Origin of the sequence: Pseudomonas trivialis (assembly GCF_001439805.1) — a bacterium.
Taxonomy (GTDB): domain Bacteria; phylum Pseudomonadota; class Gammaproteobacteria; order Pseudomonadales; family Pseudomonadaceae; genus Aquipseudomonas; species Aquipseudomonas trivialis.
On sequence record NZ_JYLK01000013.1, the window covers coordinates 104,214 to 119,495 of the forward strand.

A 15,282-nucleotide genomic window follows, 5' to 3' on the forward strand; every position below is an offset into this window, starting at 1 on the left:
TTTGAGGGCACCGATTGTAAGCGCGGAGTCAGCAGCGGATGAAGGAGATTTACTACAAAGGCGTGTACGAAAAAGCGAAGCTTGCGCAGCGAAAAATCTTTCATAGACCAAAACGTTGCCATTGCATCTCCCGCAGTCGACTCAGGGTCCGTCGAAACGAAAACGCCAGATAACCCTGGGTATAGAGACTTTCCAGCGGCACCTTCGCCTCAATGAACAGCGGCACCTTGCGGTCATAGCACTCATCCACCAGCGCGATAAAGCGACGCACGCTATCGTCGTGCACCGACAACTGCGGCAGTTCACGATCCCCCGCTACCACGCGCGTGGCAGCGTCTTCAGTGCCTCGGGCAATGCGCCCCGGACGCTGTTGTGCACTGAGGTTGGGCACCTCACCCAGCAGAATCGCGTTGAAACGATCGCACAAGAGCATGAAGTCCATCGCGGCCAGGGGTTGCTCGCACAAGTCGGTATAGCGGCACCACAGCACCGTGTCACTGGCCCGCACCGTCATGATCGAACGATGCCCCACGCTGATCGCCCCGGCGCCGGGCGTTTGCCCGTCGCTCAATGTCTCGAACACCGCCACCAGCGCATCAGACTGATTGACCCAATAGCGCTGCACATCCACACCCGGGTGCAAACGGTGGTCCTCGCCACCGTCCACGGCCACCCCCTGCATATGCTGCTCAATCGCCGCGATGCCCGGCAGGAAACGCTCACGGTTGAAGCCACCGGCGTACAACTGGTCAGGCGGCTGGTTGGAAGTACACACCACTACCACGCCGTGCTCGAACATCGCCTGAAACAGACGGCCGAGAATGATCGCATCGCCAATGTCATTGACGAACAACTCATCGAAACACAGCACCCGCACGGCCTGGCCGAGTTCACGGGCCAGCGCCTGCAAGGGATCCTGGATGCCGGTGAGCTGGAACGAGCGCTGATGCACCCAGGCCATGAAGTGATGGAAGTGTTGACGCCGCGCAGGCACCCGCAGGCTTTGGTAAAACTGGTCCATCAGCCAGGTCTTGCCACGGCCCACCGGCCCCCAGAGGTAGACGCCGATGATCGGCGCGCGGCCCTGGTGCAAGGCATCATGGCAGGCGTGCAGCGCCTCGACCGCCCGGCGCTGGGCGTCGTCGGGGACGAAGCCCTGCTGGGCAATGGCGTGCTGGTAGGCCGCAAGGGGCGAGTCGAACGTCATGGATACCTGCCCCCTCCCACACTCGGAGTTTGCCTGCGCTATATCGATATTTACGCCAGGCTCTTGCTGACCACCTCAAACACATCACTGGACAGCTCACCGCAACCACGAATGCGCTCCAGCTCGGCCTTCATCAGCGCCTGGCGCGCAGCGTCGTATTTGCGCCAGCGCGTCAACGGCGCCAGCTGGCGCGAGGCGATCTGCGGGTTCAGCGTGTTCAGCTCGATTACCAGGTCCGCCAGGAAGCGGTAGCCCGAGCCATCGGCGGCATGGAAGTTAACGAGGTTCTGCCCGGCAAACGCACCGATCAAGGCGCGTACCTTGTTCGGGTTCCTGATGGTGAACGCCGGGTGCTGCATCAGCGCCTTGACCCGTGCCAGCCCGCCCGGCAGGGTGCTGCCGGCCTGTACGCTGAACCACTGGTCCATGACCAGCGGGTTGTCCTTGAAGTTCTCGGCAAACACCGCCAACGCCTGGGCCTTCTCCGCCTCGAAGGGCGAGTTCACCAGCACCGCCAGCGCGGTCAGGCGCTCGGTCATGTTGTCGCTGGTGTCGAATTGATCCAGGGCGGCCGCCAGCACCTGCGGCTTGCCGCTGAGCATCAGGTACGACAGCGCGATGTTCTGCAACGCGCGACGGGCAAAGTGCTCGGCCGCCGCGACATACGGGGTCTGCCTGGACAACTCGCGATTGGCCTGATAACGCAGCCACAGGCTTTCGAACAGGTTATCCGCCAGTTGCCTGCGCGCGAACTCGCGGGCGGCGTGGATCGCATCCACATCGGCCACGTCGCTGATTTCCGCCAGGTACGCTTCGCCGGGCAGCGAGAGCATTTCGGCGACCATTGCCTGGTCCAGGCTTTCATCACTCAATACCGAGCGCAGCGCGTCGATCAGGCGTTGATCCAGCTTCAGCGGCTGGCCCGCCTGATGCTGGCCGATCAGTTCCTGCAAGACCTGCACCGACAGTTGCTGGCCGGCATCCCAACGGTTGAAGCCGTCGCTGTCGTGCTGCATCAGGAACATCAACTGGTCGCGGCTGTACGGGAAGCTCAGTTTCACCGGTGCCGAGAACCCACGCAGCAGCGAAGGCAGCGGCTGTTCAGGGATATCGACAAAGGTGAAGGTCTGCTCGGCTTCGGTCACCGAAATCACCCGCGACGTGGCGCCGGCAGTTGCTTCGCCCGCCAGGCGCAACGGAATGCCTGCGCCCTTCGCGTCCAGCAGGCCCAGTTCCACCGGGATCACGAACGGCAGTTTTTCGACCTTGTCCGGCGTTGCCGGGCAGCTCTGGCGGAACGTCAGGCTGTAGGTATTGGCCGCCGCATCAAAAGCTTCGCTCACCGCCAGACGGGGCGTACCGGCCTGGCTGTACCAGCGCTTGAACTGGCTGAGATCGGCGCCGTTGGCGTCTTCCATGGCCTTGACGAAATCGTCGCAGGTCACCGCCTGACCATCGTGTCGATCAAAATACAGGTCACTGCCTTTGCGGAAACCTTCGGCGCCGAGCAGGGTGTGAATCATGCCGACCACTTCCGAGCCTTTTTCGTACACGGTGAGGGTGTAGAAGTTGGAGATCTCGATAAAGCTGTCCGGACGCACCGCGTGGGCCATGGGGCCTGCGTCTTCGGCGAACTGGTGAGTTCGCAGGTAGGCCACATCCTGGATGCGCTTGACCGTGGCCGAGTTCATGTCGGCGGAGAAGCCCGAATCACGGAACACGGTGAAACCTTCCTTGAGCGACAGCTGGAACCAGTCGCGGCAGGTGACGCGGTTGCCCGACCAGTTGTGGAAATATTCGTGGGCGACAATCCCCTCGACGCGCTGATGTGCGGCGTCGGTGGCGGTTTCAGCACGGGCCAGCACGGCGCTGGAGTTAAAGATGTTGAGGCCCTTGTTCTCCATGGCGCCCATGTTGAAATCGTTGACCGCGACGATCATGAAGATATCGAGGTCGTACTCGCGGCCGTAGGTTTCTTCGTCCCAGCGCATGGATTTTTTCAGACTGGTCATGGCGTGCTGGCACTTGTCGATATTTTCCGGCTCGACGTAGATGCGCAGCGCCACTTCGCGCCGGGTCATGGTGGTGAAGCTGTCCTCGACGCACCACAGGTCACCGGCCACCAGCGCGAACAGGTAGGCGGGCTTTTTGAACGGGTCTTCCCAAGTCGCCCAGTGCCGGCCGTCTTCGCCAGGGCCACTGGCAATCGGGTTGCCGTTGGACAGCAGCACCGGGTAACGGTGTTGCTCGGCGATCACCGTGGTGGTGAAGGTGCTCATCACGTCCGGGCGGTCGAGGTAATAGGTGATCTTGCGAAAGCCTTCGGCCTCGCACTGGGTGCAGAACATGCTGCCTGACTTGTACAGGCCTTCCAGCGCGGTGTTGGTTTCCGGGTGAATCTTGACCGTGGTGTCGAGGGTGAACGCCTCACCCGTTGGCTGCACGGTCAAGTGGCTGTCAGTCAACTGGTAGTCAGCGGCGGTCAGTTCCTGATCGGCCAGGTTCACGCTCAGCAGTTCCAGCAGTTGCCCGTCCAGCACCAGCGGCGGCAAGCCGGCGCCCCGCTCGGGGTTGCGGCGCATCACCAGTTGCGCGTGGACCAGGCTGTGGTCCTCGAACAACTCGAAGGTCAGGTGCGTCTCGTCGATCAGGTAGTCCGGCGCCTGATAGTCCTTCAGGTAAATCATCTTCGGTTGTTCGGTGCGCATGCTGGCAATCCTTCTACTGATGCACGGCGAGCTGGTAGGCCGTGTATTTACGAATATTGATAACGCCGGTATCGAAGATCAGGTATTGGCCCTTGATCCCCAGCAGCGTACCTTCGGCAATCGGGTTCTTGTCCAGGTTGAAACTGACGATCTTGGTCGGATACTGCTCGACCGGGTAGCGAATAGTGATCGGCTCTACGTCGGCAATGGTTTGGATGGCCTGCAGGCCAAAGCGTTCCTGCAACGTCACCAAGCCTTCGGCGCAGCTGGCGAACAACTCATCGCGCACTTGCTTGAGGTCGACGGTCTGCGCATCGCCCTTGAGCAGCGCACGCCAGTTGGTCTTGTCGGCCACCTGACTGCGGAACAGGTCTTCGACGAAACCCGATTGCTGACGCGTGGCCACGCGCATGATCGGCAGCGCCTGGCTGGCCCCCTGGTCGAGCCAGCGGGTGGGCAACTGGGTCGCGCGGGTGATGCCGACCTTGATCCCCGACGAATTGGCCAGGTACACCACGTGGTCGGTCATGCAGAAGGTTTCGCCCCACAGCGGATCACGGCAGGTGCCGGCGTCGTAATGACAGCGCTCCGGGCTCATGATGCAGAGGTCACACTGGGCCAGCCTGGTCATGCACGGGTAGCAATAGCCCTGGCTGAAACTGGTCTTGGTCTTGCGCCCGCAATGGCTGCAATGGATGGCGCCGAGGAACTCCAGGCGAATGTGGGTGCCGATCAACGGGTTGACCGGCACCTCGGTCTCGCCCAGGCGAAACCTGTACTGAACGGTCGGCTCACCGAGTTGCGCCGACATTTTGCTGACGGCACCGCGACCAATTTCAATCAATGGATCGCATCCGACTTGAACAGAATATTGGGCACCGTCTCGGACTTGGACGCGCATTCCTGAGGGCCCATGTAACCGGTGCGCTGGTCTTCGGGCAGGTTCTGGATCTCCCAGGCGATCATCGCCTGCAGCGACAGTTCGCGCTGCTCGGCGGTGAGCTTGCGCCCATCGGACCATTTGCCGATTTCCACGGCAAGCTTGAGGCTCTCGTAGATATCCGGGGTGATGTTTTCGATCATTTCAGCAAAAGAGGACATGGGACTCTTCCTTATCAAATAGACGCTTTGCGGCGGTTGTAGAGGCCACCCAGCAAACCGGTGAGGCAACCGATGACCAGCCCGCCCACATGGGCCGCGTTGGCGATTTCGCCGAAGCCGATCATCGAGACCAGGCCCGACAGGCACAGCACCAGCCATATCAGCATCATCGCCAGCACGCCACGGGGCAGGCGATACGCCGGGTTGGGCGAGAGCAGTTGAAAGATCCAGCAATGCCCGAGCAGGCCATACAGCACGCCGGACAAGCCACCGAACAGGCCGGGGCCGCCGTACGCGTATTGGGCGTAGTTGGAAACGAAGCTGAACAACAGGGTCAGGCCCAGCAGGTTGATGCTGCCCTGACGCACTTCGATGCGCCGCCCCAGCTCCCAATACCACATGCCGTTCATGGCCAGATGCAGGATGCCGAAGTGAATCAGCATCGGCGTGACCAGCCGCCACCACTGCCCCTCGGCCAGCATCTGGGCGAACGGGGTGAACTGGATGTACTCGCCCATGACCCGAAACGGCAGGAAGGTCAGCCAACCGACAGCTTGCAGATTTTCACCGAGCAAAGTCACCGCGCCAACGATCAGGCTCGCCAGCAGCACCAGCGCGGTGACCGGGCTGTGGCGCACTTGCTGCACAAAGCCTGGACGCGCGGTCGGCGCCTGCTCGGGAATATCCAGTTGCTGGTCCGGGTCACCGGCGGGAAAGCGCTGATACAGCACGCGAACGTCGTCGCTGATGCTCTCGGGCGCCCACAACACCTGCTCGCCAGCCTCTTCACTGACGTGATGGGGCACTTGCATGCGTTGCAGCAGCTTGACGAAACCACCCAGGTCGACGCTCAAGGGCAAGCGCAATACAGCCACGGTACTCATTCAATGACCTCCGGCCGCTCAACATCAACCCATACGAATTTAGCCGGATCCAGTTGGGTTTCCTGGTCCAGACGGTACGCCACTAGCTTGCCGTACAACACCGCGCTGTAGTCCAGGCAGGCCAGGTTCGGGCGGATGGGGGCCGGTTTGCCGCTGCGCCAGTAATGGCCGACGAACAGCAAGGGTTCATCGACGCCATAGCGCAGCAGTGAGTTTTTTTCGCTCGAGGACAGCGGCGTGCGCGCCACCGGCTCGGGCAGTGCGTCCGGCTGGAAGACCACGTCGCCGTAGGTCTTGGGGTCGTCCTCCCAGAACTTGGTGCGAAAGAACGAGCGGGTCAGGCCGTCACCGCCGGTCAGCGTGAGGCCGTGGGGCAGGCGCATGTCGGTGCCGCGCAGCAGGCGGTCGAAGGCGTTGCAGGCAAAACTGCCGGGCACGGCGGCGGCCTGCAGAAATGCCCGGTCGATGCAGCCGTCGGGGAAGCGGGCGCGCAGTGGCTGGATGAAACTTTCATCCCAGCACGCGTGCACCACGCGAAAACGCCCGGCGTCGACGAACAGCGGCATCTCGTAGAACCAGCCCAGAAAATCCTGCCAGTCACCCGGGTGCTGCTCGAACTGCGTCAGGGTTTCGTGGATCAGCCGCGCATGCCGGGGGTTGTGCTCGCGCACGAACTGCTTGCCACTGCCCGGCGGCGCCGGTGTGGTCCAGCCCAGCGCGTTGAACTCATGGTTGCCCATGATGCACAGCGCCTGACCGGTCACCGCCATGTCGTGGACGATATGCAGCGCCTCGCGAATGCGCGGGCCACGGTCGATGATATCGCCGAGGAACACCGCCATGCGCGACGCGTGGCGCCAGGTGCCGCCCTGTTTGTGGTAACCCAGGCGATCGAGCAAGTGCTCAAGGGTATGAGCGCAACCGTGCACGTCACCAATCAGGTCGTAGCTACGCGCGGGATCGAGCATCAGTCGCCTCCACCCCCCAAGCGGCTGCCCCAGCCCAGCTTGGTGCGGCACACTTCATAGTAGTTGTGGTCCAGCGGGTGAATCAGGCGCAGCTTCTGCGCCTTCTTGCTCACGGTGATGGTGTCACCGGGCGCGCAGGTGAAATGGTTCTGCCCGTCGCAGGAGACTTGCGGGTAGATCTGCATGTCTTTGGACACCACGATTTTCAGCTCGCTGTTGCCGTCGACCACAATCGGCCGACTGGACAACATATGGGGGTACATCGGCACGATCACAATGGCATCGAGCTTGGGATGCATGATCGGGCCACCGGCCGACAGTGCGTAGGCGGTGGAGCCGGTCGGCGTGGCGACAATCAGGCCGTCGGCCTTCTGGCTACACACGAACTGGCCGTCGATATACAGCTCGAACTCGATCATCCGCGTGGATTTACCAGGGTGCAGCACCACATCGTTGAGCGCATCGCCCTGGCCAATGGCCTCGCCGTGGCGGCGCACTTCGGCCTGCAGCAGGAAGCGGTTTTCCACCAGATAATGGCCGTCGAGCACCTTGGCCACTTCGACTTCCAGCTCATCGGGACGGATATCGGTGAGAAACCCCAGGCTGCCGCGGTTGATCCCCAGCACTGGCACGTTATGCCGCGCCAGAGCACGTGCGGCGCCCAGCAGGCTGCCATCGCCGCCGACCACAATCACCATGTCACACACTTCACCGAGCATCTTGCGCGAGGACGTCTGCAGGCCGTGGCCGGGGAGAATCTCGGCGATGGTGTCTTCGAGGATCACGTGCAGGTGGCGTTCGAGCAGGAATTTTTTCAGCCGGCGGACGGTGTCCAGCACCTGGGTACTGCCCAGGCGACCGATAATGCCGATATTGCGAAATTGCTCCATGGGGCTCCTGCGGGTTCCGGGTGCGGCGAAAAACCACGATTATGGGTGAAAGGCCGCGTCAGGCAAAACCCTTTGTCAGCGCAAAGCCTTGATGACAATGGTTCTCACGCACCTGCGCCCTTCTTAAAAGGCTATGCTCGGAGCATGACTGTGTTCCCCGACCTGCTCACCTTGCCCCGCCAATTGCGTCACCCTGAGGTGCGTGACCTCGCGTGGGTGATCCTGGCGCCACCAATGCTCGCGCAAACGCCGTGGCCGCAACGCCACCCGCTGGCCGGCAGCGACTGGGTGCAGGCGCCCTGCCGGCTGGAGCACTGGCTGCGCCAGTTGGACGAGGACAGCCGCGCCTTGCAGCACTGGCTCAGCCTGGCACGCACGCGGCGCCTGGGCCTGTATTACGAGCGCCTGTGGCAATTTGCCGTGCAGCACGCACCGGGCGTGCAGTTGCTGGCCGCCAACCTGCCGATTCGCCGGGCCGGGCATACGCTGGGCGAGCTGGACATGCTGCTGCGCGACCGCGATGGCGTGCACCACCTGGAACTGGCGATCAAGCTGTACCTCGGGCCGCAGGCCGGTGATGGCCAGGCCACCGAGCAATGGCTGGGCCCCGGCTGCCATGACCGGCTCGACCGCAAGCTGGCGCACCTGGCCGAGCATCAACTGCCGATCTCCGCCCGCCCGGAAAGCCGCGAGGTGCTGGCCGCGCTGGATGTTCACCAGTTCGACGCGCACCTGTGGCTCGGTGGTTACCTGCTGTATCCGTGGCCGGGTCTGGCCGAATCGCCGCTGGGCGCCCATCCGCAGCATTTGCGCGGCAGTTGGTTGCACCAGCGTGACTGGCAGGACTTTGTCGCCACGCGCCCGCCGGGCCGCTGGCAACCGCTGCCCCGTCACGCCTGGCTGGCGCCGGCGCATTACCCGGCCGATGAGGTGTGGAGCGAGGCGCAAATGCACGCGTGGCTGACGGCGCTGGACCCGATGGCGCCGGCGCAACTGCTGGTGCGGCTGGTGCAGCAGGGTGAAGACTGGGAGGAAGCCGAACGCCTGTTCCTGGTCGCCGACCTGTGGCCGAATGTGCCGGGCAATCCCTAAGCCGGCTGCGGCTTGACCTTCAAATGCCGCGCGTACCAGGGCCGCCGGGGCACCCGCTTGAACAGGCCCTGCAAGCCCTCGTCTTCTGCACTGAAGGTGATGCGCAGCGCCAGCTTCATGGTCTCCGGGTCCATTTCCATCGACTTGCCCCTTTGCAACCCCGGCGTGGTGCTGCAGCCGTGGGTGTCCGGGCCCAGCCACGGATCGCCCACTTCCACCCAGCGCCCCGGAGCAAACCAGGCCACGCCATTGACCTGCATGCGGCTGACTTCGCCCGGATTGAAACGCTCGTGGGCGCGGAACCAGTCTTCAATGCGATCATCGATCCAACCGTGAAAATGCCAGAACACGGGATTTACATGGGATGAAAACGGATCCCCGAGAAAATCGTTTTGCGCCACATACCAGCGCGCGGCGAAGTCCGAAGGGTCGCGGGCGAATGGCACCGGCGCGCCATTGGAGGGGTCGCGCGGCACCGAGGCCCAGCGCATGTGCAGCCAATCGTGCAGACCCAGCTCCATTTCCGAGCCCAACTGACCGAGGGTCAAGCGCGCCAGGTAGCGCGGGTCGCGGTATTGGGATTCCCACACCTGGAAGTTGCTGTGGTAGGTCTCGGCGGCTTTGATATCACTGACCCACTGGGTGTAGTCGCTGTCGTCCGGCGCCGACCAGGTGGGCGGCAGGGAGAAGCCATCGTGGTTGTCGAAGTAACGCAAAAAGCCCAGGCGATCGCGCTCCAGCGCCGGCTGGGGTGCGGGAAAGTGCGGCCATGACGGCAGGTCCTGCATGGAGCGTGCGGTGCCGAGCATGTGGCGGTGCATGAAGAAGAAATCAATGCCCGAGCCGTTGCGGTCCTTGCGCTTGCCCCGGGCATCACGCTCCTGCCCGCGCGGGCCGGGTTGCCAGCCAATGCCGCGCAGGGCGTCGCGTTTTTCTTCGGAGAGCTTGTGCCACTGGTCGCGGGTGGCGTGCCAGAGCTGGTGAAACAGGCGGTGTTCGGGGGCGATCAACCAGGCCAGCAGGGTCGGGTTGAGTCCGATGCGCTGGCGGGCTTCGGGAAACCGCTGTTTATGGGCGATGAAGCGGTTGTCGCGCTCGGTCAGCGCCAGAGGACGGTCGAGGTCGAGGATCTGCCCGCTGAGGGTGCTGCTGCCGGCGTTGGCGAAGTCGGCCCAGACCTCGTCGAGGGTCATTTTGAATTCATAGGCGGGCGCGCCACCGGCCGAGTCACGGTCGATCAGCCGCCAGTAGAGCAACGTGCCTTCACCCGTCAGGTCGCCCAGTACGCGGTAGCGCGGTTCGCCCTCGGCACGCAGGTTGGCGGAGGTGTCCAGGTAGCCGCGCAGGCCACGGCCACGCGGCGCGATATCCAGCAGCAGCTCGAGGCCGTGCAGCGGCAGGCCCTTGAGCCCGGCATCCTGGCCTGCCAGGCGCAGGCTCCACACACCGCGCAACGTATTGGCCAGGTGCTGCCCGGCGGTATCGGCCAACGCCACCGTGGCTTCGCCGGGGGTGATGGGCAATTCTTCTTCCCGCGTCAGCTCGCGATGGGCGTAAAAGGCCGCCGGCACAGCCGCACCGGTCAGCGCCAGGCCTGCGATGAACCCACGTCGAGAGATCGTCATTGTCTACCTTAGGAAACGGCTTAATCAGAGCTAGAACGTTTGCAGCCCGGCGAAATTTACCGCCCCGCCCTGCCCGCCTAAATTTCCGCTGTCATGGCTCGTCCTTCCCAGATAGCAAAGGCCTCAACTGACTGAGATGGCAATGACAAAACCACGTTCGAAAAAGGCGCTGTATCTTGGCTTGCCGCTGGCCCTGGCCATTGGCGCCGGGGCCGGGTTTCTGGTCTGGGATCACTGGTTCAAGGGCAATGCCGGCTACCCGCTGGAGGTGATCAGGCAGGCCAACGACATGCAGGACCGCCTGTTGTCGTTCGACAGCCACATCACCGTGCCCATGGATTTCGGCACCGCCGGCAATGAGGCCGACAAGGATGGCAGCGGCCAGTTCGACCTGGCCAAGGCGGCCCGCGGACGTCTCTCCGGCGCGGCGCTGACGGTTTTCGGCTGGCCGGAAATCTGGAACGGCGACAACGCGCCGCACAGGCCCACCGACGGTTTTGTCGAAGAGGCCCGCCACGAGCAGGAGGTGCGCTACCAAATCATCACCGGCATGGTGCGCGACTTTCCCAATCAGGTCGGCATCGCCTACACCCCGGATGATTTCCGGCGCCTACACGGCGAGGGCAAATTCGCGATCTTCATCAGCATGCTCAACGCCTACCCGCTGGGAGATGACCTGAACCAACTGGACCTGTGGGCCGCGCGCGGCATGCGCATGTTCGGCTTCAGCTATATCGGCAACAACGCGTGGTCGGACTCGTCGCGCCCGCTGCCGTTTTTCAATGACTCCACCGACGCTCTGGGCGGGCTGTCGCCGATCGGCCAGCAAGCGGTGCAGCGCCTGAACGACCTGGGGGTGATCATCGATGTGTCGCAGATGTCGACCCAGGCGCTGGAGCAGGTCGCGCAATTGAGCCGCACGCCGATGGTGGCCTCGCACTCGGCGCCGCGCGCGTCAGTGGACATCCCGCGCAACCTCAGCGACAAAGAGCTGCAACTGATCAAACAAAGCGGCGGCGTGGTGCAGGTGGTGGGTTTCCCCGCCTACCTACGCCCGCTGAGCCAGCCCACCCAGGACAAACTCAACGTCCTGCGCGCGCGCTTCGACCTGCCACCCCTGCCCAACCTGGCCATGGCGCTGATGCCGGGCGACGCCATCATCGCCGCCTGGCCCGAGCAGAAGTTCGGCCAGTACGCCCAGGGGCTGTACGGCATCCTCGAAGAAGAACCCAAGGCCAGCCTCAAGGACTGGGGGGATGCCGTCGACTACACCGTGCGCAAGATCGGCATCGATCACGTGGGGATTGCGTCGGACTTCAACGACGGCGGCGGTATCGAGGGCTGGAACCATGTGGGCGAGGTCCGCAACGTCACCGCCGAGCTGATCCAGCGCGGCTATTCCGAAGCCGATATCGCCAAGCTGTGGGGAGGCAACTTCCTGCGGGTGTGGGACCAGGTGCAAAAAGCCGCCAAGCCGTTGGCCAACCGTTAACCCACCACGAAGCAAGCCCATGACCGACCGCCGCACCTTTCTCAAGCAGGCTGGCCTGCTCGCTGCCAGCCTGCCCCTGGGCGCTTCGCTGATGCCGCCGGCGCTGGCCGCCACGGCAACCGATCCCTGGACGGGGTTGAAGCAGTTGTTCAATCAGGACCCGAGCTACCTGCACTTCTCCAACTTTCTGGTGACCTCGCACCCCAGGCCGGTGCGCGACGCCATCGAGCGCTATCGCCTGCAGATCGACCGCAACCCCGGCCTGGCAATGGACTGGGATCTGCAGGAAACGTGGAAGCGTGAAGGCCAGGTACGCGACTGGGCCGGCCGCTATTTAAAGGCCACGCCGGCGCAGATCGCCCTCACCGGCAGCACCTCCGAAGGCCTGGCGATGATCTATGGCGGCATCAAGGTGCGGCCGGACCAGGAAATCCTCACCACCGTCCATGAGCATTACGCCACCCAGAGCGTGCTGGATTTTCGCACGCTCAAGGAGGGCACGCAGGTGCGCCGCATCGAGCTGTTCAAGCGCGCCAGCCAGGTATCGGTGGATGAAGTGCTTGGCAATATCCACCGGGCCATTCGCCCCAACACCCGCGTGCTCGGCATGACCTGGGTGCAGTCCGGCAGCGGCGTGAAGCTGCCCATCGGTGAAATCGGCACGCTGGTGAACGAGCACAACCGCAACCGCGACGATCAGGACCGGATACTTTACGTGGTCGACGGCGTGCATGGTTTCGGCGTCGAGAACCTCGACTTTCCCGACATGCACTGCGATTTCTTCATCGCCGGCACCCACAAGTGGATGTTCGGCCCGCGCGGCACCGGCCTGGTCTGCGCGCGCGACAGCGAGAACAACTACGTCACGCCCATGGTGGCGACCTTCTCCGAAGACACCAATTTCGCCACCCGCATGACGCCCGGTGGCTATCACGCCTTCGAGCATCGCTGGGCGGCGGATGAAGCCTTCAAGCTGCATCTGCAACTGGGCAAGGCGCAGGTGCAGGCGCGTATTCATGAACTCAACACCGAGCTGAAAACCCGCCTGCTTGCCCATCCGCGGATCGAGCTGGTGACGCCAGGCAGCCCGGCGCTGTCGGCCGGTTTCACCTTCTTCCGGGTCAAGGGCCAGGACAGCGACGCGGTGGCGGCGTACCTGATGAAAAACCGTGTGGTGGTCGATGCGGTGGAGCGGGATGCCGGCCCAGTGGTGCGCACGTCTCCCGGCCTGCTCAACTCCACCGATGAAATCCAGCGTTTCATGCGCCTGCTGAGTCAGCGGGTGTGATGCCCTTTTCCCTTTGAACGAGATGCCCACATGACTCCATTCCGACTCAAACCCCTGACGGCACTGGCGTTGACCGCCGCGTGCGGCGCGCTGTTGCCCAGCCTGGCCTGGGCCGATGCGCCGCAACCGGGCAAAGTGTTCAAGGACTGCAAGGACTGCCCGGAAATGGTGGTACTGCCGGCCGGCACCTTCACCATGGGCACCCCGGACGATGAAGTCGGCCGCGAGCCCGACGAGGGCCCGATGCATGAAGTGACGTTTGCCAAACCCTTCGCCATGAGCCGCTTTCAGGTGACCGCCGGCGAATGGGACAGCTACGTGCGCCAGAGCGGTGTGAAGATCGCCGACGGCGATACCCGCCCCGGCCGCGAATGCATCGCCAGCAAACCGCGCTACCCCCAGGGCCCGCGTCAGCCGGCGGTGTGCATGGACATGGACGACATCAGGCAGTACGTGAGCTGGCTGTCGAAAAAAACCGGCCAGCGTTACCACCTGGTCAGCGAGTCGCAACGCGAATACGCCGCCCGCGCCGGTTCCACCGGCCCCTTCCCCTTCCCGTTCGACGAAGGCAAGGGCTATAGCATCGCCAGGCACGCCAACACCTATGGCCCGGCGGATGGCTACAGCTATTCGTCGCCGGTGGGCAGCTACCCGCCGAACGCGTTTGGCATGTATGACATGCATGGCAATGTGTATGAGCGGGTTGCCGATTGCGAACATCCCAACTATATCGGCGCGCCCACCGATGGCAGCGCGTGGGTAGAGCCGAACTGTGAGGGGTATCAGATCAGGGGCAATGACTGGGGCGAGGCACCGGTATTTTCGCGGTCGGGCAATCGGAACAATATCTACCCGCAGACGCGGGGGGACTGGATTGGGTTCAGGGTTGTGCGGGAGCTTTGATCCATAAAGATCCAACTGTGGGGGCAACTGACTTGATGCCCCTAATCCAGGCATCTTTTTCAAAGGCTGCCCCCTCTCTGTGGCGAGCGGGCTTGCCCCGCGTTGGGCTGCGCAGCAGCCCCAAAACCATGCGCTGTGCAGTGTCAGGTGCACCGCGCCTGCCTTGATTGGGGGCGCTTCGCACCCCAACGCGGGGCAAGCCCGCGCGCCACAGAGCGCTCAGTTTGCTGCGCTCTTGCTTTCAATCCGCCCGCTGAGCGAGCAACGCCAATCCCTCACGCAACGCCGGAAATAAACTGTTATTAAAGTTGTTCCACCGCAACTCAAGAATAGTGTCGTCAGGCGAAATCTGCGTCTTGAGCACGTCATGCAACACTTCTCCCGAATCGATCCCGTTGTCCACGTAATGAAACGACGCCCCGGTGAGATAAAGCGGTTCACACGGCCTGGTTTCCCGGGTAGCCCAATCCACCACTGCCTCCCCACGCGCCCCATACAACGCATTCCACGTCGCATAGGCGCCGCGACGCTCATACGGCGATTCACCACGGGTGATGCCCGGATGAATATTCATGATCCGCCGCGCAAACGGCGCGCCCGGACGCACCAGTTCATCGAGGATCACCAGCAGGCCATCGAGCACCACGATATCGGCCTTCAACTCCACCAGCGTGTCATGCAGGCGGCGCTCGAAGTCCTGCTTGCCGGCGATGTGCTCGGCGCTGCCCCGGGGTAAACGGCGGTAGGTGGATGGCACGCTCAGCAGCAAGTCATTGACCCGCTTGCCCTGCACCCGCAGGTCCGCCGGGTACAACCACTGGCGGCCCGGCTCGCAGGCAAAGCCGTAATCGGCAACCAGTGCCTGATCCCGCTGGTTGTGCTGGTCATCGTCATACACCACGCCCACCAGGTCATAGGCCTGGCCCAGTGGTGTGTCGTTGAGCGCCCCCACCAGAAACTCCAGCACCGACGTCATGTAGCGCTCGTGGTCCTTGTAGGCCACCGGCTGCCCGGCCTTGTCGGCGGCGGCATTGCGCAGGGACCACACATACACCAGGTTTTTCTTTGTCATGTTTTTGCTCTCGCTGAAGGAACCGCGCACGGCGTCGCTACGCGTGCGCCTG

At 63.3% G+C, this 15,282-nt stretch carries 13 protein-coding genes; 4 read left to right on the top strand and 9 right to left on the bottom strand.

Annotated features, from left to right (window positions below; translation table 11 throughout):
* Positions 1-100: 100 nt before the first annotated feature.
* From zapE to TU79_RS18515, 7 genes are read right to left on the bottom strand one after another with little or no spacing between them, the layout of a single operon-like run.
* Positions 101-1,207, bottom strand: a complete 1,107-nt coding sequence (zapE, locus tag TU79_RS18485; protein ID WP_057009339.1) for a cell division protein ZapE — start codon at positions 1,205-1,207, stop codon at positions 101-103.
* Between the two features lie 50 nt (positions 1,208-1,257).
* The gene (gene pepN, locus TU79_RS18490) at positions 1,258-3,915 is read right to left on the bottom strand and encodes an aminopeptidase N (protein ID WP_057009340.1); all 2,658 of its coding nucleotides are present in this window, start codon (positions 3,913-3,915) and stop codon (positions 1,258-1,260) included.
* A 13-nt stretch (positions 3,916-3,928) separates the two neighbouring features.
* Entirely contained in the window at positions 3,929-4,759 is an 831-nt protein-coding gene (locus tag TU79_RS18495) for a DUF2797 domain-containing protein (RefSeq protein WP_057009341.1), read from the bottom strand.
* Positions 4,756-5,016, bottom strand: coding sequence for a YeaC family protein (locus tag TU79_RS18500; RefSeq protein ID WP_057009342.1), 261 nt, complete (start codon positions 5,014-5,016; stop codon positions 4,756-4,758). The genes TU79_RS18495 and TU79_RS18500 overlap by 4 nt, the downstream gene beginning before the upstream one ends.
* A gap of 14 nt (positions 5,017-5,030) precedes the next feature.
* Entirely contained in the window at positions 5,031-5,900 is an 870-nt protein-coding gene (locus TU79_RS18505; RefSeq protein WP_057009343.1) for a rhomboid family intramembrane serine protease, read from the bottom strand.
* Positions 5,897-6,868 (bottom strand): metallophosphoesterase, encoded by a 972-nt coding sequence (locus tag TU79_RS18510; protein ID WP_057009344.1) that lies wholly within the window; start codon positions 6,866-6,868, stop codon positions 5,897-5,899. The genes TU79_RS18505 and TU79_RS18510 overlap by 4 nt, the downstream gene beginning before the upstream one ends.
* Positions 6,868-7,758 (bottom strand): NAD(+) kinase, encoded by an 891-nt coding sequence (locus TU79_RS18515; RefSeq protein WP_003217892.1) that lies wholly within the window; start codon positions 7,756-7,758, stop codon positions 6,868-6,870. Before TU79_RS18515 ends, TU79_RS18510 begins: the two co-directional genes overlap by 1 nt.
* Here TU79_RS18515 and TU79_RS18520 point away from each other — a divergent pair.
* Complete coding sequence (locus TU79_RS18520) at positions 7,750-8,850, top strand: DUF1853 family protein (protein ID WP_414896173.1); 1,101 nt, start codon at positions 7,750-7,752, stop codon at positions 8,848-8,850. The genes TU79_RS18515 and TU79_RS18520 overlap by 9 nt on opposite strands.
* Here the strand turns inward: TU79_RS18520 and pvdP are convergent.
* The gene (gene pvdP, locus TU79_RS18525) at positions 8,847-10,475 is read right to left on the bottom strand and encodes a pyoverdine maturation tyrosinase PvdP (protein ID WP_057009346.1); all 1,629 of its coding nucleotides are present in this window, start codon (positions 10,473-10,475) and stop codon (positions 8,847-8,849) included. The genes TU79_RS18520 and pvdP overlap by 4 nt on opposite strands.
* A gap of 142 nt (positions 10,476-10,617) precedes the next feature.
* Between pvdP and pvdM the strand changes: the two genes are divergently transcribed.
* From pvdM to pvdO, 3 genes are read left to right on the top strand one after another with little or no spacing between them, the layout of a single operon-like run.
* Positions 10,618-11,967 (top strand): pyoverdine-tailoring dipeptidase-like protein PvdM, encoded by a 1,350-nt coding sequence (gene pvdM, locus TU79_RS18530; protein WP_057009347.1) that lies wholly within the window; start codon positions 10,618-10,620, stop codon positions 11,965-11,967.
* Positions 11,968-11,986: 19 nt separating this feature from the next.
* A complete protein-coding gene (pvdN, locus tag TU79_RS18535) occupies positions 11,987-13,255 on the top strand; it encodes a pyoverdine-tailoring periplasmic protein PvdN (RefSeq protein ID WP_057009348.1) in 1,269 nt (422 codons plus the stop codon).
* A gap of 30 nt (positions 13,256-13,285) precedes the next feature.
* Positions 13,286-14,158: a dihydropyoverdine dehydrogenase gene (gene pvdO / locus TU79_RS18540; RefSeq protein ID WP_057009349.1), complete on the top strand. Its 873-nt coding sequence runs from the start codon at positions 13,286-13,288 to the stop codon at positions 14,156-14,158.
* Between the two features lie 241 nt (positions 14,159-14,399).
* On the opposite strand, the gene TU79_RS18545 is transcribed toward pvdO, so the two are convergent.
* The gene (locus TU79_RS18545) at positions 14,400-15,230 is read right to left on the bottom strand and encodes a formyltransferase family protein (RefSeq protein ID WP_057009384.1); all 831 of its coding nucleotides are present in this window, start codon (positions 15,228-15,230) and stop codon (positions 14,400-14,402) included.
* Positions 15,231-15,282: the final 52 nt, after the last annotated feature.